Origin of the sequence: Cellulomonas endometrii (assembly GCF_949769265.1) — a bacterium.
Lineage (GTDB): Bacteria > Actinomycetota > Actinomycetes > Actinomycetales > Cellulomonadaceae > Cellulomonas > Cellulomonas endometrii.
Genome location: NZ_CATKPC010000003.1, coordinates 174,953 through 193,453 on the forward strand (window position 1 = coordinate 174,953; position 18,501 = coordinate 193,453).

Annotated in this window: 13 protein-coding genes and 1 tRNA gene; 4 read left to right on the forward strand and 10 right to left on the reverse strand. The window is 71.3% G+C overall.

Annotation, left to right across the window (positions count from 1 at the left end):
- Positions 1-491 precede the first annotated feature (491 nt).
- A complete protein-coding gene (locus QNH85_RS05335; protein ID WP_282945172.1) occupies positions 492-2,567 on the forward strand; it encodes a beta-galactosidase in 2,076 nt (691 codons plus the stop codon).
- A 68-nt stretch (positions 2,568-2,635) separates the two neighbouring features.
- Here the strand turns inward: QNH85_RS05335 and QNH85_RS05340 are convergent, their stop codons facing one another.
- The 3 genes from QNH85_RS05340 to QNH85_RS05350 form a co-directional block, all read right to left on the reverse strand.
- A complete protein-coding gene (locus QNH85_RS05340) occupies positions 2,636-3,478 on the reverse strand; it encodes a sugar ABC transporter permease (RefSeq protein ID WP_282945173.1) in 843 nt (280 codons plus the stop codon).
- The gene (locus QNH85_RS05345) at positions 3,478-4,830 is read right to left on the reverse strand and encodes a carbohydrate ABC transporter permease (RefSeq protein ID WP_282945175.1); all 1,353 of its coding nucleotides are present in this window, start codon (positions 4,828-4,830) and stop codon (positions 3,478-3,480) included. The genes QNH85_RS05340 and QNH85_RS05345 overlap by 1 nt, the downstream gene beginning before the upstream one ends.
- A gap of 77 nt (positions 4,831-4,907) precedes the next feature.
- Positions 4,908-6,116 (reverse strand): sugar ABC transporter substrate-binding protein, encoded by a 1,209-nt coding sequence (locus tag QNH85_RS05350; protein WP_282945177.1) that lies wholly within the window; start codon positions 6,114-6,116, stop codon positions 4,908-4,910.
- 261 nt (positions 6,117-6,377) lie between these two features.
- Here QNH85_RS05350 and QNH85_RS05355 point away from each other — a divergent pair, with 261 nt between their 5' ends.
- Positions 6,378-7,268 carry a helix-turn-helix domain-containing protein gene (locus QNH85_RS05355; protein ID WP_282945179.1) on the forward strand — a complete coding sequence of 297 codons (891 nt, stop codon included), beginning with the start codon at positions 6,378-6,380 and terminating at the stop codon, positions 7,266-7,268.
- A gap of 6 nt (positions 7,269-7,274) precedes the next feature.
- On the opposite strand, the gene QNH85_RS05360 is transcribed toward QNH85_RS05355, so the two are convergent.
- Genes QNH85_RS05360 through QNH85_RS05375 form a run of 4 tightly spaced genes read right to left on the reverse strand, consistent with a single transcriptional unit; the run spans position 7,275 to position 12,803 of the window.
- Positions 7,275-8,162 (reverse strand): carbohydrate ABC transporter permease, encoded by an 888-nt coding sequence (locus tag QNH85_RS05360; protein WP_282945181.1) that lies wholly within the window; start codon positions 8,160-8,162, stop codon positions 7,275-7,277.
- Positions 8,159-9,088 (reverse strand): carbohydrate ABC transporter permease, encoded by a 930-nt coding sequence (locus QNH85_RS05365; RefSeq protein WP_282945182.1) that lies wholly within the window; start codon positions 9,086-9,088, stop codon positions 8,159-8,161. Before QNH85_RS05365 ends, QNH85_RS05360 begins: the two co-directional genes overlap by 4 nt.
- Positions 9,085-10,413, reverse strand: a complete 1,329-nt coding sequence (locus QNH85_RS05370) for an ABC transporter substrate-binding protein (RefSeq protein WP_282945184.1) — start codon at positions 10,411-10,413, stop codon at positions 9,085-9,087. Before QNH85_RS05370 ends, QNH85_RS05365 begins: the two co-directional genes overlap by 4 nt.
- A 5-nt stretch (positions 10,414-10,418) precedes the next feature.
- Positions 10,419-12,803, reverse strand: a complete 2,385-nt coding sequence (locus QNH85_RS05375) for a beta-galactosidase (RefSeq protein WP_282945186.1) — start codon at positions 12,801-12,803, stop codon at positions 10,419-10,421.
- Positions 12,804-13,153: 350 nt separating this feature from the next.
- Between QNH85_RS05375 and QNH85_RS05380 the strand changes: the two genes are divergently transcribed.
- Positions 13,154-14,248, forward strand: a complete 1,095-nt coding sequence (locus QNH85_RS05380) for an acetylxylan esterase (RefSeq protein WP_346016294.1) — start codon at positions 13,154-13,156, stop codon at positions 14,246-14,248.
- Here QNH85_RS05380 and QNH85_RS05385 read toward each other — a convergent pair.
- The 3 genes from QNH85_RS05385 to QNH85_RS05395 all read right to left on the reverse strand — a co-directional run bounded on the left by QNH85_RS05385 (position 14,208) and on the right by QNH85_RS05395 (position 15,250).
- Positions 14,208-14,281 (reverse strand) — tRNA-Val (locus QNH85_RS05385). The two genes, QNH85_RS05380 and QNH85_RS05385, sit on opposite strands and share 41 nt — an antisense overlap.
- A 65-nt stretch (positions 14,282-14,346) precedes the next feature.
- Positions 14,347-14,820, reverse strand: coding sequence for a redoxin domain-containing protein (locus tag QNH85_RS05390; RefSeq protein WP_282945188.1), 474 nt, complete (start codon positions 14,818-14,820; stop codon positions 14,347-14,349).
- A gap of 10 nt (positions 14,821-14,830) precedes the next feature.
- Complete coding sequence (locus QNH85_RS05395) at positions 14,831-15,250, reverse strand: DUF3052 domain-containing protein (protein ID WP_213283033.1); 420 nt, start codon at positions 15,248-15,250, stop codon at positions 14,831-14,833.
- Between the two features lie 453 nt (positions 15,251-15,703).
- Here QNH85_RS05395 and aceE point away from each other — a divergent pair, with 453 nt between their 5' ends.
- The gene (aceE, locus tag QNH85_RS05400; protein WP_282945190.1) at positions 15,704-18,445 is read left to right on the forward strand and encodes a pyruvate dehydrogenase (acetyl-transferring), homodimeric type; all 2,742 of its coding nucleotides are present in this window, start codon (positions 15,704-15,706) and stop codon (positions 18,443-18,445) included.
- Positions 18,446-18,501: the final 56 nt, after the last annotated feature.

Sequence of the window (18,501 nt, forward strand, 5' to 3'; positions counted from 1 at the left end):
CCTCTTCCTTCGCGTCGTTGCACTGGACCGAACCTGACCGGGCGGCGACCTCGGCCGGCGCCCTGCGGCGGGCGACGTGCGCCGCCCTCCCGCACGGTTCTCCTCGAACGTAGGCGCGGGAGCGGACCCGCGACATGGGTCGAGCGACGAACCCCATGGACGAATCGGTGGCGCCACCCTCGCCCACCACCGGGCGGCTCGAGTGCCTGGTTCAGTGGAGCTCTCGACGAGCACCGACCTTGCCCACCCGGCGGAGCGACCCCCGCGCGCGGTCCGGGTGGCCACGGGAAACGCCGCCCGGTACCGGTCGGAGATGGACTATCTCGCGGTGCCGGGCGCTGGACCCGCATGGCGGCCCGCGCCGGGTGCCGGCGGGCGGCCCCGGAGTCCCCTCCAGCAGTGCATGGTCGATCGCACGGTCTTCATGGACGAAGCATGTGGATCGACGTCGCGCCGCTGCCCCGTACTCGCGCGGTTCCTAGAGTCACAGCATGTCTGAGCGAGCAGAACCGACGACGGCGTCGAGACCCCGGAGCACGGACGGCAGGAGGGCGGACGTCGCCTCGTGGCCCCTCGGGCTCACCGGCGTGGGCTACGGAGCGGACTACAACCCCGAGCAGTGGGCCGACGAGGTCCGCGTGGCGGATATCCAGCTCATGGTCGAGGCTGGCGTCTCCATCGTGAGCCTCGCGGTCTTCGCCTGGGCCAGGATCGAGCCGCGCGAGGGCGAGTACGACTGGACCTGGCTGGACGACACGATGGATCGGCTCGCCGCGGCGGGGATCCGCGTGACCCTCGCGACCGCGACCGCGAGCCCGCCGCCGTGGTTGTCCACGAAGCACCCGGAGATCCTCCCGGAGCTGGCCGACGGGACCGTCCTGTGGCCGGGGGGACGCCAGCACTACCGGGTCTCCTCCCCCGTGTACCGGGACTACGTCGTCCGGTTGACGCGGGCGATCGCCCGCCGGTACGGCACGCACCCGGCGCTCGCCATGTGGCACGTCGACAACGAGATCGGCTGCCACGTCCCCCACGACTACTCCGACGACGCCGCCCGGGGTTTCCGCCGCTGGCTCGAGAACCGCTACGGGACGATCGAGGCGCTGAACCACGCGTGGGGCACCGCGTTCTGGTCGCAGCAGTACTCCGACTTCGCGGAGGTCCTGCCACCGCGGACCGCGCCGACCTTCCCCAACCCCACGCACCAGCTCGACTTCCGCCGCTACTCGTCGGACGAGCTGCTGTCGTACTACCAGGACATCCGGGCGGTGCTCGCCGAGGAGACACCGCACGTCCCGTGCACGACCAACTTCATGGTCATGGCCGGCTCGGGCCCGATGGACTACTACGGATGGGCCCCCCACATGGACGTGGTCTCGAACGACCACTACGTGCAGTCCGCCGACCCGCACCCGGAGCGCGACATCGCGTTCTCCGCCGACTCGGTCCGCAGCATGGCGGGCGGAGCGCCGTGGTTGCTGATGGAGCACTCGACCTCGGCGGTGAACTGGCAGGGACACAACCGCTCGCGCACCGCCGCGGAGTCGCACCGGCACTCGCTGGCGCACGTCGCGCACGGTGCGGACGGCGTCATGTTCTTCCAGTGGCGCCAGTCCCAGGCCGGCGCCGAGAAGTACCACTCGGCCATGCTGCCCCACGCCGGCACGGACACCGACGTCTGGCGCGGCGCGGTCCGCCTCGGCGAGATCCTGCGGGCGATCGGGGAGGTGCAGGGCTCCCGGGTCCAGGCGCGCGCTGCCGTGCTGTACGAGTACCCCTCGGTCTGGGCCGCCCGCATGGACTCCCACCCCAGCGACGCGATCGACCCGCGTGCCGAGGCCGCCCGCTACCACCACGCGCTGGCACGGCGCGGCATCACCGCCGACGTCGTCCCGCCGAGCAGCGACCTGTCGGGGTACGACGTGGTCGTCGTGCCCGAGCTGTACCTGGTGTCGGACGCCGACGCCGCGAACGTCGCCGCCGCCGCGCGCCGGGGTGCCACCGTGCTGGTCACGTACTTCTCGGGCATCGTGGACCCGGACGACCGCGTCCGCCTCGGCGGGTACCCGGGGGCGTTCCGGGAACTGCTCGGCGTCCGCACCGAGGAGTTCTGGGCCCTGCAGCCGGGCGAGGAGGTCACGCTCGACGACGGGTCGACCGGGACCGTGTGGTCCGAGCGGCTGCACGCCGCGGACGGCACCGACGCCGTCCGGCGGTTCGCCGGCGGACCGCTGGACGGCGGCCCCGCGGTGACCCGACGCCCCGTCGACGCGGGCACCGCCTGGTACGTCGCCACCCGGCCGTCCGACGAGGCCGTGTGGGACCTCGTCGACGCGATCGTCCGCGAGTCGGGTGTCGAGCCGGTGGCGCCCGACCTCGCCGACGGGCTGGAGGTCACGCGCCGGACGGGTCCGGGAGCGTCGTGGCTCTTCGTCCTCAACCACGCGGACACCGCGCTCGACGTGCGGTGCGCGGGCCTGGAGCTGATCAGCGGCGTCGAGGTCGCCGGGGCGCTGACCGTCCCCGCGGGTGGGGTCGCCGTCGTCCGCGAGCGCGCCGCCGGCTGACCGTCCGGACCCGGGCAACGACAGAGGGGCGAGCCGGTCGGCTCGCCCCTCTGTCGTGCCGGGACCTGCTACTCCTTGAGCGCGCCGGTGGACAGCGACGTGACCAGCGACCGCTGGGTGGCGAGGAAGAAGATCATGAACGGGATCGCCACGATGACCGCCCCGGCGGCGAACGTCGTGAAGTCGCTGTTCCGCTCCGAGACGAAGCTGAACAGGCCGAGCGCCAGCGTCTGCTGCTCCGGGCTGCGCAGGACGAGCTTGGGGAAGATGAAGTCCATCCACGGCGCGGCGAACGTCGTCACCGCCAGGAACAGCAGGATCGGCCGGGCGATCGGCATGACGATGGTCGCGTAGATCCGCAGGTGCGACGCGCCGTCCAGCCGAGCCGCCTCGTCCAGACCCCGGGGGATCGTGTCGAGGTAGCTCTTCACCAGCCAGATGCTGTACGGCAGGTTCCCGCCGAGGTAGACGAGCACGAGCCCCCAGAGGGTGTCCAGCCCGCCGATGCGCATGAGGATCACGTAGATCGCGATCATCCCGACGAACGACGGGAAGATCTGCAGCACGATCATGCTCGTCAGCAGGGAGCCCTTGAACGAGAACGCGAACCGCGAGAACACGTAGGCCGCCAGCGACGCGAACAGCATCGTCCCGACGGCCGTGGCGACCGCGATGACGAACGAGTTCCGGAACCACGTCGCGTACAGCGTCTGCGTGAACAGGTACTGGAAGTTGTCCAGCGTGACCCCGTTCGCGAACGGCATCGGCGACAGGCCCGCGGCCGACCGGCCCGGCGCGAGAGCGGAGCTGACCGTGTAGAGGATGGGCCAGATCACGACGACCGACAGGAGCACGAAGCCGATCACCACGACCGTCCGCCACACGACGACGGAGAGCTTGTCGATCCGCATCACATCTCTCCCTTGAACGACTTGGTGCGGCGGAAGTTGAGGATCGCGAACGGCGCCAGGACCAGGAAGATGAGCACGGCCACGACGGCGCCGTAGTTGTACTGCATCAGCCCGATGGTGATCTGGTAGATCCAGCTCACCAGGATGTCGGTGGCGCCGGCCCCCGACTGCGTGGTGTCGGCGACGTTGGGGCCGCCGTTGGTCAGGAAGAAGACCGCGCCGAAATTGTTGAAGTTCGCTGCGAACGACATGATGATCAGCGGCGCCGTCTGGTACAGCACCAGGGGCAGGATCACGTACCGGAACCGCTGGCGTCCGGTCGCGCCGTCCAGGGCCGCGGCCTCCTCGACGTCCTGCGGGATCGCCGTCATGGCCCCCATGGTCAGCAGCATGAAGTACGGGAAACCGCACCACAGGTTGATCAGGACGACCGAGAACCGGGCGAGCATCGGGTCGGTGAGCCACGGGATCGCCTGGTCGACGATGCCGAGGTTCATCAGCGCCTTGTTCACCGCTCCGAACGCGCCATTGAGCATGTTGCGCCACACCAGCAGCGAGACCACAGCCGGCACCGCGTACGGGAGGATGAAGATCGCCCGGAAGACCGGCTTGATCCTCAGCTTGGTCTCGTGCAGCAGGACCGCCAGGATCATGCCGCCGAAGTAGCAGGTCGACACGGCGAGCACCGCCCACACGACGGTCCAGATGAAGACGCGGACGAGCGCGCCGGTCCACAGCTGGTTCCCGCCGAGCATCTCCCCGAAGTTGTCCAGGCCCACCCAGTCGACGGTGTTGCCGGGCGGGACGTGGTTGGGCGCCGAGTAGTTCGTGAACGCCACGAGTGCGGAGAACACGAGCGGGACGAAGACGAAGAACACGATGAGCAGGACCGTCGGCGCCAGTCCCAGCATCGGGAACGCGCGCGAGCCGATCACCGCGAGCTGGCCGCGCGCGCTGCGCGGACGGTACTGGGCGCCGACCTGGTGGTCGACCAGGGCACTGCGGACCGACACGCGGTACACCGCCGCGAACAGGGCCACCACCGTGATCGCGAGGACCCCGTCGATGAGCATGAACAGGGAGTTGTCCCGCATGGTCACCGGCACGTCGGTCTGCGGCGTCCCGAGGGTGATGACGCCGGCGATCCGGCCGATCAGCAGCGGCAGCGCGGCGAGGAACGCGAGCTCGACCAGGGCGAACGCCGCGCCCTTCACTCGCTGGTTCAGGACGGTGAGATGGGCCAGGCCCATGAACAGGCAGGCGAGCAGCCGCACCCGGCCGCGGCCGGACGTGCCGCCGCCGTCCGACGGTGGTGCGGAGCGCTCGGGCACAGGAGGAGCGATCACAGCCATGGGGGGTCCTTCCTCGGGCCGCGGTCCCCGGGGGCGGTTCAGCCTCCCGGGGACCGCGGCGTCGGCGAGCGGCTAGATCACTGAGCGGTGATGACGTCGGTCGCGGCGGTCAGCTCGGTCTGGATGTCGGCGCCGTTCCAGATGTTCGCCACGGCGGAGTCCATCGCGGTCCAGAACTGCGTCATCTGCGGGATGGAGGGCGTGGCCATCGAGTGCGTGCCCTGCTCGACCAGGCCGAGGGTCGCCTCGCTGTCGATCTCGATGTCGGCCGACGGCACCGAGCCGGTGAGGTCGTACGCCAGCTGCAGCATCTCCGGGCTCGCCAGGAACGCGGCGAAGTCCTGCGCCTCGTCCGGGTGCTCGGTGTACGCCGAGACGAACATCGTGCGCGAGTTGGCGAACGAGCCGGACGGCTCGTCGCTGCCCGCGCGAGCCGGCAGGGTGGCGACGCCGAAGTCGAGGCCGGCGTCCTCGAACACCGGGATGTTCCAGGACCCGGTGATCGTCATCGCGGACTGCCCGGACTCGAACAGCGTGTCGACCGAGGCGGTGTCGAGGTCGTCGGCCGCGACATCCAGGACGTCGCGGAGCGCGAGCATCTCCTGCAGTCCCTCGACGGCCGCCGGGGTGTCGGTGTTGGGCGTCGCCGGGTCATCACCTTCGGGGCCGAACAGCATGTTGTCCGGGTCCGTGAAAACGAACGGCGCGGCGTAGTAGATGTTCGGCGAGAACGCGAATCCGTACTTGCCCGGGTTGCTCGCGTTGAAGCCGGCAGCGAACTCCGCGACCTCCTCCCACGTCGTGGGGGGCTCAGTGACGTAGTCCTTGTTGTAGAACAGCGCGTACGTGTCGATGGTGACGGGGACGCCCCACATGTCGTCCTCGTAGGTGACGCTCCGGACGGCCCCGTCCACGAGCTCGGACTCGAGGGCCTCACGGTCGGACACCGGCAGGATGTGCCCGCCGGTCACGAGGTCCCCGGTGATGTTGCTCGGTCCGGCGAAGACGTCGGGACCGACACCCGCCGGGCCGTCGAGCCCGATCTGGCCCAGGGCGTCGCCGATCTCGACGTTCTTGTACTCGATGGTGACGTTCGGGTGCTCCTCGGCGTACGCCTCGCCGGCCTGCTCGATGAACTCCTGACGGCCCTCGAGGGACTCCCAGACCACGAGGGTCACCGGCTCGTCGCCGCCTCCGGCGGCCTCGCCTCCTCCGCCGCTGGAGCACGCGGTCAGGGCAAGCAGCAGGGTGGCGCACGCCAGCGCGCCCGTTGCGGTTCGCTTCACGATTGTCTCCGTTGTCCTCTCGTGGCAGAGCACGAGGTCGCGCAGGGGGGCCTGCGCCGAAGGTGGGCGACGTCGCCCGCCGACTCGGCTCTGAGCATGGGCCGACGCTAGATCCGGCACGTGGTCGTGCACGATGGCGGAATCGACGCCTTTCATGGACGAACTGCTGATCGGTAGGCGACCTCGCGTGCGAACCGGGGGGAAGAGTGCGTACGGATGTCCCCGGTTGACCCGGCGCTTCGGCGCGGGTTCAATCCCGCCATGGACGAATCAGCGCTGGTAACGCCGCAGTCCGTGCGCGAGGGCTTCGCGGGCCAGCGGATGTTCGTGCTGGCGCGTCCGGTAGTGCGCCAGGCGTTGTCCCGGCCCGTCACCGGGCGGCTGCTGGTGACCGACGCCGGCTTCTTCCCGCACGCCGTGCGGCACGGGCGGTCTCGCCCGGCCGGTGCCGCGCAGCACGTCCTCCTGGTCTGCACCGACGGCGCGGGCTGGTGCACCACGCCCGAGGGCCGGTTTCCCGTCCAGCGCGGGGACGCCGTGCTGCTGCCGGCGAGCGTGACGCATGAGTACGCCGCGTCCCAGGACGACCCCTGGACGCTCTGGTGGCTCCACCTCGCTGGTCCTGACGCTGCCGAGCTCGTGATGGCGGCGCGGGCCGCCGCCGGAGGGCCGGTGTCCCACCTCAGGGACGCCGCCCCTGTCGCGAGCCTGGTGTCGCAGGTCATCGACGCGTTGGACGCCGGGACGAGCGGCGGCCTGGTGCGCGCGACGGGCGCAGCCTGGAACGCCCTGACGCACGTCATCGCGACCGGCCGCCGCGCGCCCGGACCCAGCCTGAGCCCGGTGGAGCGTGCAGTGGAGCACCTCCGTGCCACGGCACCGAGACGCACGTCGGTGCAGTCACTCGCGGCGATGGTGGGCCTGAGCGCGTCGCAGTTCGGGGCGCTCTTCCGTGAGCACGTGGGGGTCTCCCCGCTGCGCTACCAGAGCGATCTGCGCATGGCCCGGGCCCGGGAGCTGCTCGACAGCACGACCATGACCGTCGCCAGCGTCGCGGAGGCGTGCGGGTATGAGGACCCGCTGTACTTCTCGCGGCAATTCACCAAGACGCACGGGCAGTCGCCCAAGGCATTCCGCTCGCGGCTCGTGTGACGCCGGTCAGCCCTTGACCGCCCCGGAGGTCAGTCCGCTGACGAGCTGCTTGCGCAGCGCGAAGAACACGATCAGCGCAGGAACGGCGGCGAGGATCGAGCCTGCCATGACGAGGTCGTACTGCCGGCCCTCGGCGCCGAACAGCGCCTGCAGGCCGAGCGGCACGGTGTAGAAGTCGGGCTCCGCGACGATCACCAGCGGCCAGAGCAGGTTGTTGTACGAGTTCAGGAAGCTCCACACGCCGAGCGCGCCGATCGCCGGGCGCAGCAGAGGAAGCACGACGGACACGAAGATGCGGAACTCGCTGCACCCGTCGATCCGGGCCGCGTCCAGGATCTCGTCCGGCACGGACTGCTCGGTGTACTGGCGCATCATGAAGATGCCGAACGCGGGTGCCACCCACGGGACGATCAGCGCGAAGAACGGGTTCGCGAGGCCGAGCTTCGCCACCAGGATGAACAGCGGCACCACGATCACCGCGAACGGGATCGCGAGCGAGGAGAACATGACGTCGAAGAGGACGTTCTTGCCGCGGAACTCGTACTTCGCGAATCCGAAGCCGGCCATCGAGCACAGGAACACCGTGGCGACCGTGCTGATGACAGCGACGCCGGTGCTCATCAGCATCCAGCGCCAGAACGGCTGCGTCTGCAGGAGCGTCGCGTAGTTGTCGAGCGTCGCTGGATCGGGCACCAGCCGAGGCGGGAACGCGAAGATGTCGCTGCGGTCCTTGAACGACGAGGACAGCGCCCACAGCAGCGGGCCGACGTACACGACGACGAGCAACGACAGGAAGGCGTACACCGCGGCACGCCCCCAGCGGAACCGGGACGGACGTCGCGCGGGACGCACGGTGCGCGCCTGGGCGCGGTCAGAGGCGGTGATGGTGGTCACGAGGTCCTCCCGACGCCGAACGCGCGGGTGCCGATGCGGCCCAGCACGAACACGATGACGAACATGACGACGCCGGCGGCCGCCGCGTAGCCGAGCTCCTGACGCTGGAAGCCGGCTCGGTAGACGAACATCGACACGGACAAGGTCGACTCCCCGGGCCCGCCCTGGGTCAGGAGGAACGGCTCCTCGAAGATCTGCGCCGTATTGACCAGCATCGTCACTGCGATGAACGCCGTCACCGGCCGCAGCTGCGGCAGCGTGACCGAGAAGAACCGGCGCACCGGACCCGCGCCGTCCAGTGCGGCCGCCTCGTGGAGCTCGCGCGGGACGTTCTGCAGCCCGGCCAGGAAGAAGATCGTGAGGTAGCCGGTCCAGCGCCACAGCACCAGGACGACCACCACGACGCGCGCCCACACCGGGTCTGTCAGAAAGGAGATGCCCCCGAACCCGAACACGGCGTCGAGCGCGGCGTTGAAGAGCCCGTACTGACCGTCGAAGATCAGGCCGAACACCAGCGCGATGATGATCGGCGACAGGACGACAGGCATGAAGTAGGTCAGCCGGAAGAAGTCCCGCAGCTTCAGCCCGCGGGCATCCAGGGCGAGGGCGATCAGCAGCGACAGCGGCAGCACCACGATCATCGCGAACGCGGTGTAGAACGCCGTGTTGGCCAGCGCCGCCCCGAAGCTCGCGTCGCGCAGCAGGCGCGTGTAGTTGGCCGCCCCGACGAACTCCGGCGTCCCGAGCCCCGCCCACTCCGTCGTGCTGAGGTACACCCCGGCGACGATGGGGACGAGCATGAACACGGTGAACAGGACGAAGAACGGCGAGATGAACGCATACGGCGCGAGCTGGCGCCGGTCGCGCCGGTGCGGTGGTGCGGCCGCCCGCCGCCGGGCGGGGGCGGGACGGGTCTGGGTGCTCACTGCTGCACCTGCCTCTCGTAGGCGCGGATGCCGGCACGCAGCGCGTCCTCCGCGCTGATCTCACCCTTGACCGCCCGCAGGATCGGGCCGCCGAGGCTGTCCCGCAGGACCGTCAGGCCCGCGGCCTGGTAGAAGGTCGGCAAGTCGGCCGCCGCCGCGGCGTAGACCTCGAACACCCGCTGGTCGCCCAGGTACGGGTCGACGATCTCCTGGAACTCGGGCGCCTGGTACAGGTCCACCAGCGTCGGCATGTACGCACCGGCGAAGTAGCGGGTCAGCTGCCCCTGCTCGGTCAGGTAAGCCCTCTGCAGCAGGTCCAGCGCAGCGTCGGTGAGCGGCTGGTCCTTGAGCACCGCGAACGCGGTCCCGCCGAGGGTCGACGCGATGTGACCGCCGCCCGCGAAGCGCGGGATGGTGCGCGCGCGCCAGAGACCGGCCTGGTCGGGGGCGTTCGCCTGCAGGCCGTAGACCTCGTACCAGTTCGGCATCACGGTGGCGACGAGGTTGCTGTCCTTCAGCGCCGCGGCGACCGCACCGCCGTACGGGTCGGACAGGGACAGCAGCGCGCCGGAGGCGACGCCGGTGGCCATCAGCTCGAGGACCTCGACCGCCTCGTCGGACAGGAGAGTCAGCTGCCCGTCGGCGTCGTACAGGCTCCCGCCACGCTGCAGCAGCAGCTGGGTGAAGCCGTTGACGATGGACCCGTTGTCGCCGTTCGAGACCATGCCGATGGCCTGACCGGTCGAGGCCGCGACCTCCCCACCGATCTCGACGAGCTCCTCCCACGTCCCGATGCCCGCCGGGATGCCCAGGTCGTCGAACACGTCCGCGCGGTAGAACATCACCGAGATGGAGTTGTCGGACTCGATGGCGTACACCCTGCCGTCGACCGTGTACGGCGCGGTCTTCAGCAGGCGGTCGCCGAAGGCGTCGGTGATCGACGTGAGGTCGACGAACAGGTTCTCGGCGATACCGGCGCGCATCACCCGGGGGAACTGGTCGATCACCAGGCCCGCGAGGTTGGGCAGCGGCCGCTGGGCGACCGCCTGGGTGATGAGCCGCGACACGATGTCGGCCGGCGCGATCGACGTGACGTCGACGCCGAACTGCCAGGCGCTGCCGGCGACGATCGCGGCGTCGGTCGCGGCCTCGGTGAAGTAGCTGGCGTACCCCGGGTCGTGCGTCCAGAGCTCGAGCGGTGCAAGCCCGGAGGCCACCGGCTCGGAGCCACCTCCCGGACCGCAGGCCGTCAGCGTCCCGAGGCCCGCGGCACCGACGCCCGCGAGGCCCAGGAGCTTCAGGACGTCGCGTCGGTTGAGGTCCATGCGCGTCACTCCACCGCCAGCTCGACGCGCGCCACGCGCACGACGTCCAGGGAGGCGATCGCGGTGCCGTCGGCGACGTCACGGACGGACGGGTCGACCCACACGCCGGTGGCCTTGCGCCACGGGAACAGCTCCAGCGTCAGACCGTCCCGCACGACCTCGTCGCGCCACGGCGTGAGGTCGACGTCCCAGGGGCGCCCGTACCAGAAGTGGTCGCTCACGACGGTGTCCCCGACGAGCGCCCGGCCGACGTCGCCGGTCCAGGTGATCCGGAGCAGCGCGCGGTCGGCACCGGCGACCGCGTCCGCGGGCACCGGCACCGTGACCCGGGCCGCGGCGGAGAAGTCGGTCGGCGCGCTGAGCCGCCCGAGTGGACCGCCGTGGCGCGGCTCGGGAGCAGCGACAGACTCGGGCGTGATCGACCGCGCCAGGTTCACGGCACCCGCGACCGGGGGGCGCACGGTCCACGTGGTCCAGAGGTCGGTCGTGGTGGGAGCACCCACTTCGGCGCCGGTGGACGACAGCGCCGACGGCGCGGGTAGCAGCGAGACGTCGGCGCTCTCGGCGTCGGGGTGCAGGACGAGTCCGCCCTCGAGCGCGTAGACCGGCGCGTCGGACAGCACCAGGCGGTCTACCCCACCGACCGGCAGCCGGTACAGGCGGTTCGCGGTCGCCTCGTCGACGACGAGCAGCCGAGCCCCGGGCACCTGCACGACGGTCTCGGCGCCGGGCGCAGCCGTCAGCTCCACGAGGGTCCGCCCATGCTCGTGCACGAAGTCCACCGGGCCGTCCACCGCGTGCTCGCCCTCGAGGACGAGCTCGACCGGGACGCCGTCGGTGGCTGCCAGGACGACGATGTCGCCCTGGTCGTCGGTGACCCGCGTGAGCAGCTGGGCGGTGGCGCTGCGCAGCACCAGGTCCTGGCTCAGCGGGTAGCGCACGGGCCACGCCACGGAGACACCCGCGGGGAGGTCGACCGGGCGGCTGGGCACGGTCACCGTCTCGTCCGCCAGCTCGATCTCCAGCTGCACGCCGGGCTGGGGCTCCAGGGGCCGCTTGGCCGGCTGGTAGGTCGTCGCGAACACGTAGCCCCGGTGGGCGTCGGACCGCACGGACCACCGCAGCTCCGCCGGGTCCTCGCTGCCCCCGCCGACGGTGGTGCCCATCGCGGCGATCGCGGCCCCGTCCAGGTCGAGCCACAGGTGCTGGCGGCGCAGCAGATGGTGGTGCGGGCGGATCTGCGCGTGCTCGCCGATCGGCGCGTAGAAGTCGTAGGTGCTGGTCGGCACGTCGTTCGGGTAGCCGGTGGCGTGCGACTCCTGCTCGGTGCCGTGCGCACCGACGCGCTGGGTACCGCCGCTGTACATGTAGTAGCCCTGCCAGATCGACCCGCTGCCGACCTTGGCGAGCGCGAGCGACGCCACGTCCTCCGCCGTCACGAGGGGGCGCCGGTGGTAGGCGACGTGCATGCCGCCACCGAGCTCGCACGTCGCGAACGGCAGCGCGTCGTCGTCCTTCAGCGGGACGGCGTCCGGGTCGAGCACGATGCCGTCGAGCGCCTCGCGCAGGTCCTTGCCCACGGTCAGGTCGTCGCGGACCTCGCTGTACCGGAAGTGGAACGCCGCGAACTCCGGCCAGTCGGTGGTGGTCTCCTCCCAGAACCCGTCCGAGTACGCGCTGTACAGCGGCAGCAGGGTCTCGGGGACCTGCGCGCCGCCCCACCCGGTCGCGGTCCAGATCGGCACCCGCAGGCCGAGGTCCTCGGCGATCGTCCGCAGCGTCGCGAGGTGCTGCGGCTGGTCGTACAGCTCGTTGTCCATCTGCACGCCGATGACGGGGCCGCCCTCGGCGTGGGTCAGGCCCTGCAGCTGCGCGACGGTCTGCGCGTACAGCGCCCGCGCGAGCTCGAGGTACTCCGGGTCGTTCGTCCGGGTGGCGATGCCCCGCTCGACGAGCCAGTCGGGGAAGCCGCCGTACCGCGCCTCGCCGTGCGCCCAGGGGCCCATGCGGACGATCACGTCCAGGCCGTGGCGCTGCGCCACCTGGATGAACGACCGCAGGTCGCGGTTGCCGTCCCAGCGGAACTCGCCGGGGTTCGGCTCGTGCGCCTGCCACATGACGTACGTGGCCACGGAGTTCAGGCCGCCGGCCCGTGCGTGTCCCAGCACCTCCGACCAACGGTCGCGCGGCAGCCGGGAGTAGTGGATCTCCCCGGTGATCGGGAACCACGGCTTCCCGGCACGCTCGATCCACCGGCTGGTCACCTCGATCCGGTCGGCGGTGCCCTCCGGCTCCCCGAGGTCCAGGTGCCCACGACGCGGCTCAGCCGGCGGGGACACGCGCACCCGACGCGTCGAAGTGGTGTCCGTGACAGGAACGTCGGTGTTCATCTCTCTCCTTGCCGGTGCAACGCGAGTGACCCGCCACCCGACCAGAGGTCGGGGCGGGCACGCGGTGCGCGGTGATCGCTCTCGGTGGCCAGGACGGTGAGGGACGACGACGTCGCAGCAATCCGGTACGGCGACGGCGACGCAGGCCACTCAGCGTCGAGCATGCAGCGACGGTATGCGGGCGGCCACGGCCTCAGCGATGGGGGAATCGGGGTCGTCCATGGACGAAATCACGGTCCCCCATGTCAGCCGGCAGATCGGTGCCTAGTCTCGCCGACGACGGAGCCGCCCTGCGCCGCCAGCCACGAGTCCCCGTCCCGGAGGTCGGATCCCGCATGGCCCTCTTCGACATGCCGCTCGCCGACCTGCGCGCGTACCGCCCGCAGGTCGAGGAGCCCACGGACTTCGATGCCTTCTGGGCCGAGACCCTGGAGGAGGCGGCACGGGCGGGCGGCGACGTCGTCGCCGAGCCGTACGACGGCGGACTGCGCGCGGTCGAGGTGCGGGACGTGACCTTCCCCGGCTGGGGCGGTCAGCCGGTCAAGGCGTGGCTCCTGCTTCCGCGGGACCGCTCGGGCCCGCTGCCCGCCGTCGTCGAGTACCTCGGGTACGGCGGTGGCCGCGCGCTGCCGTGGCACTGGCTGACGTGGAGCGTCGCGGGCTACGCCCACCTCGTCATGGACACCCGGGGCCAGGGCGGCAGCGGATCCCATGCCGCGCACACCCCGGACATCGCCCCCGACGGTCACGGGTCGTCCGGCCCGGGCTTCCTCACCCGCGGGATCGAGGACCCCCGCAAGCACTACTACCGGCGACTCATCACCGACGCCGTGCGCGCGGTCGACGCGGTGCAGACCTTCGCGGAGGTCGACCCCTCCCGGGTCGCCGTGGCAGGAACCAGCCAAGGCGGCGGGCTCGCGCTGGCGGTCGCCGGGCTCCGGGACGACGTCGGGGCGCTGCTGGCCGACGTCCCGTTCCTCTGCCACGTCCGGCGTGCCGTGCAGATCACCGACGCCGCGCCGTACTCCGAGGTCGCCACCTGGCTGCGCGGGCACCACACCGAGGAGCAGCGCGCGTTCCGGACCCTGTCGTACCTGGACGGCGTGAACTTCGCCGCGCGCGCTCACTGCCCCGCGTGGTTCACCACCGCGCTCATGGACGTGGTCTGCCCACCGTCGACCGTGTTCGCCGCCGCGAACCGGTACGCGGGTCCGTCGGACGTGCAGGTGTTCACCTACAACGGGCACGAGGGTGGCGGGCTCACCGACCTCCCGCGCAAGATCGAGGTTCTCCACACGGCTTTCACACCCCCGGCCGGGGCACCCTGCACGGGCCGCCCCCCCCCCGTGCCCGCCCGCCCGCCGCGGGCATCCCACCCGTGCGCTGCTCTCGTCCGTCCGTCCGTGGGCCCGGCCGGTCTCGAACCGGCGACCTCCGCGGTGTAAGCGCGGCGCTCTGACCAACTGAGCTACAGGCCCGTGATGCGGTGCGCCAGCCTACCGGTGCGCGTCCCGGCGCCGGCGCCGCGCGCCCGGGCCGGGCGTCACAGCGCGGCGACGGCCTCGCGGTACGCCGCGAACGGCCGCGCCTGCCCGCCGGGGTGCACCAGCGACCAGCGCACGACCCCGCGGTCGTCGAGCAGGAACGACCCGCGGCGCGCGAACCCCTGCGCGTCGTCGAACACCCCGTACGCGCGGGCCGCTGCGCCGTGCGGCCAGAAGTCCGACAGCAGCCCGAACGTGTACCCGTCCTGCTCGGCCCACGCCCGCAGCGCGAACATCGGGTCGCACGAGACCGCCAGCACGCGCACGCCCGCGGCGTCGAGCTCCGGCAGCCCCGCCTGCAGCTCGCCGAGCTCGGCGGTGCAGGTGCGCGAGAACGCGAACGGCACGAACACGAGCAGCGTCGCACCGCCGGCCGGTCCCCCGACGGTGACGGACGCCCCGTGGGCGTCCGGCAGCCGGAGGACGGGTGCCGTGGCCCCGACCGGGAGCGGAGCGCCCGGGTCGGTCGTCATGGCCGAGGGGTCAGCGACCGCGGCCGCGGCTGCCGAGGCGCGTCGCCGACCAGTCCCCCGCGATCGAGAAGGTGCTGGTGGCGTGCAGGCCGGCCGTGGTGGCGGCCTCCTCGATGTCGTCGTGACCGACGTGCCCGTCGCGGCCGGGCTTCGGGGTGAACACCCACATCTGCCCGCCGTCGTCCAGCACGGTCATCGCGTCCATGAGGGTGTCGGCGAGGTCGCCGTCGTCCTCCCGGAACCAGATGACCACGCCGTCCACGACGTCGTCGTAGTCCTCGTCGACCAGCTCGGAGCCGGTGACCTCCGCCAGGCCGGAGCGCAGGTCCTCGTCGACGTCGTCGTCGTAGCCGAACTCCTGGACCACCTGCCCCGAGGTGAACCCGAGACGGCCCGCCCCCTGGGGGGCGTCGCCCGTGCTGGATGCCACGTCCTGACCTGTTCCTTCCGTCCCGGCCGTCCGAGGTCGTGACGGCCTGTGATCACCGAACGGTAGCCCACCGCACACCGGGTGCGCGTGGCAAGTGCGGCGTGGCGCTCACCAGGGTGCTCGGCGCGCGCCCACGCCCCGCGGGACGCCCGGACCCCGGCCGGCGCGACAGTGCCGACATGCGGACGCCCGGGCTCACGATGCGGTCGCGCGCCGGGGCGGAAACAGCCGGTGACGTGCCGCGACGTGACCCGGGACACCCGCGGTGGCCGTGATTGTCACGGACGTCACGCATCCCAGGTGCCGGACTGGGAGACTTTCGCGGTCCGGACGGCGGACAATGGTCCTACTACCCGCTGGGCGGCGTGGCGCACCGAACGTGGCGCGCACGCCGGCGGGCCGAGATGCGCACCGGGGCCGATCGGCCCCCGCGTGGAGAGGCGAGGAGCACTGGTGGCTTCCAAGGACGAGCGCGGGCCGCTCATCAACGGCCTGCTGAGCCAGGTACCGGACGTGGACCCGGAGGAGACCTCCGAGTGGGTCGAGTCCCTCGAGGGGCTGATCGACGACAAGGGCGGCCCCCGTGCGCGGTACGTCCTGCTGAACATGCTCAAGCGTGCCCGGGAGCGGAACGTCGCGATCCCGGCCGACCTGAACACGCCGTACGTCAACACCATCGGCGTGCACGAGGAGCCGTACTTCCCCGGCGACGAGGTCCTGGAGCGCCGCTTCCGGTCCTGGAACCGGTGGAACGCGGCCGTCATGGTCACGCGCGCCCAGCGCCCGGGCGTCGGCGTCGGCGGGCACATCTCCTCCTACGCGTCGGTGGCGACGCTGTACGAGGTGGGCCTCAACCACTTCTTCCGCGGCAAGGACCACCCGGGCGGCGGCGACCAGGTCTACTTCCAGGGCCACGCCTCCCCCGGCGTCTACGCCCGTGCCTACCTCGAGGGCCGCCTGGACGAGCACCAGCTCGACGGGTTCCGCCAGGAGGTCTCGCACCCGGGCGGCGGCCTGCCGTCGTACCCGCACCCGCGGCTCATGCCCGACTTCTGGGAGTTCCCGACCGTCTCGATGGGCCTCGGCCCGGCGTCGGCGATCTACCAGGCCTGGACGAACAAGTACCTCGACCTGCGCGGCATCAAGGACACCAGCCAGCAGGACGTCTGGGCGTTCCTCGGCGACGGCGAGATGGACGAGCCCGAGTCGCGCGGCATGCTCCAGCACGCCGCCCAGCAGGGCCTCGACAACCTGACCTTCGTGGTGAACTGCAACCTGCAGCGCCTCGACGGCCCGGTCCGCGGCAACGGCAAGATCATCCAGGAGCTCGAGGCGCAGTTCCGCGGCGCCGGCTGGAACGTCATCAAGGTGATCTGGGGCCGCGAGTGGGACGCCCTGCTCAACGCGGACAAGGACCGCGCCCTGGTGCACCTGATGAACACCACGCCCGACGGCGACTTCCAGACGTACCGGGCCGAGAACGGCGCGTTCATCCGGGAGAACTTCTTCGGGCGCGACCCGCGCACCAAGCAGCTCGTCGAGAAGATGTCCGACGACGACATCTGGGCGCTCAAGCGCGGCGGCCACGACTACCGGAAGATCTACGCGGCCTACAAGGCGGCGCGGGAGCACACCGGGCAGCCGACCGTCATCCTCGCGCACACCATCAAGGGCTACGGGCTGGGCTCCGGCTTCGCCGGCCGCAACGCCACGCACCAGATGAAGAAGCTCAAGGCCGACGAGCTGAAGACGCTGCGCGACTCGCTGCACATCCCGGTCACGGACGAGCAGATCGACGAGAACCCGTACCTGCCGCCGTACTTCCACCCCGGCCAGGACGACCCGGCTATCCAGTACCTCCAGGAGCGTCGCCGTGCGCTCGGCGGGTACGTGCCGGAGCGCCGCAGCACGCACAAGCCGCTCACCCTCCCCGGTGACAAGGTGTACGAGCTGCTGAAGAAGGGCTCGGGGCACCAGGAGGTCGCCACCACGATGGCGCTGGTGCGGCTGTTCAAGGATCTCGTGAAGGACAAGGAGTTCGGCCACCGCCTGGTGCCGATCATCCCCGACGAGGCCCGCACGTTCGGCCTGGACTCGATCTTCCCGAGCGCGAAGATCTTCAACACGAACGGCCAGAACTACCTCGCCGTCGACCGCGACCTCATGCTCTCCTACAAGGAGTCCGAGTCCGGTCAGATCATGCACACCGGCATCAACGAGGCCGGGTCGGCCGCCGCGTTCCAGGCGGTCGGCACGTCCTACGCCACGCACGGCGAGCCGCTGATCCCGTTCTACTTCTACTACTCGATGTTCGGGTTCCAGCGGACGGGCGACCAGTTCTGGGCGGCCGGCGACCAGATGACCCGCGGGTTCCTGATCGGCGCGACCGCCGGTCGCACCACCCTGACCGGTGAGGGCCTGCAGCACGCCGACGGCCACTCCCCGCTCATCGCGGGCACCATGCCGCACGTCGTGCACTACGACCCGGCGTACGGCTACGAGATCCGGCACATCGTCCGCGACGGCATCCAGCGGATGTTCGGCGACGACGACCGCGACCCGAACGTCATGTACTACCTCACGGTGTACAACGAGCCGATGGTCCAGCCGGCCGAGCCGGAGGACGTCGACGTCGAGGGCATCCTCAAGGGCATCCACCTGATCGCGCCGGCCGAGGGCGACGGGCCGCGCGCCCAGATCCTCGCCTCCGGCGTGGCGGTGCCGTGGGCGCTCGAGGCGCAGCAGCTGCTCGCCGACGACTGGGGCGTCCGCGCCGCGGTGTGGTCGGTCACGAGCTGGAACGAGCTGCGCCGCGAGGCGCTGGCCGCCGACCAGCACGCGTTCCTCAACCCCGGCGAGGAGGCTCGGGTCCCGTACCTGACCGCCAAGCTCCAGGGCGCCGAGGGCCCGTTCGTCGCCACCACCGACTACGACCACCTCGTGGCCGACCAGGTGCGCGAGTGGATCCCGGGCCGGTACGCCACGCTCGGCGCCGACGGGTTCGGGTTCTCCGACACCCGCGCCGCCGCCCGCCGGCACTTCAAGATCGACGGCCCGTCGACGGTGGTCCGCGTCCTGCAGCAGCTCGCCCGCGAGGGCAAGGTCGCGCCGGACGCCCCGGCGCAGGCCATCGAGCGGTACCGGCTGCACGACGTCACCGCCGGCACGTCCGGCAACGCGGGCGGCGAGTCCTGACCCGCTGACCCGCTGACATGCGCCGGGCCCCGCACCTGCTGGTGCGGGGCCCGTGG

Excerpts from the sequence above, each read along its gene's own strand:
- QNH85_RS05335 (WP_282945172.1), top strand. The coding sequence starts at position 492 with ATGTCTGAGCGAGCAGAACCGACGACGGCGTCGAGACCCCGGAGCACG.
- QNH85_RS05380 (WP_346016294.1), top strand. The coding sequence starts at position 13,154 with ATGCCGCTCGCCGACCTGCGCGCGTACCGCCCGCAGGTCGAGGAGCCC.
- QNH85_RS05340 (WP_282945173.1), bottom strand. The coding sequence starts at position 3,478 with ATGCGGATCGACAAGCTCTCCGTCGTCGTGTGGCGGACGGTCGTGGTG.
- QNH85_RS05390 (WP_282945188.1), bottom strand. The coding sequence starts at position 14,820 with ATGACGACCGACCCGGGCGCTCCGCTCCCGGTCGGGGCCACGGCACCC.
- QNH85_RS05370 (WP_282945184.1), bottom strand. The coding sequence starts at position 10,413 with ATGGACCTCAACCGACGCGACGTCCTGAAGCTCCTGGGCCTCGCGGGC.
- QNH85_RS05355 (WP_282945179.1), top strand. The coding sequence starts at position 6,378 with ATGGACGAATCAGCGCTGGTAACGCCGCAGTCCGTGCGCGAGGGCTTC.
- QNH85_RS05375 (WP_282945186.1), bottom strand. The coding sequence starts at position 12,803 with ATGAACACCGACGTTCCTGTCACGGACACCACTTCGACGCGTCGGGTG.
- QNH85_RS05345 (WP_282945175.1), bottom strand. The coding sequence starts at position 4,830 with ATGGCTGTGATCGCTCCTCCTGTGCCCGAGCGCTCCGCACCACCGTCG.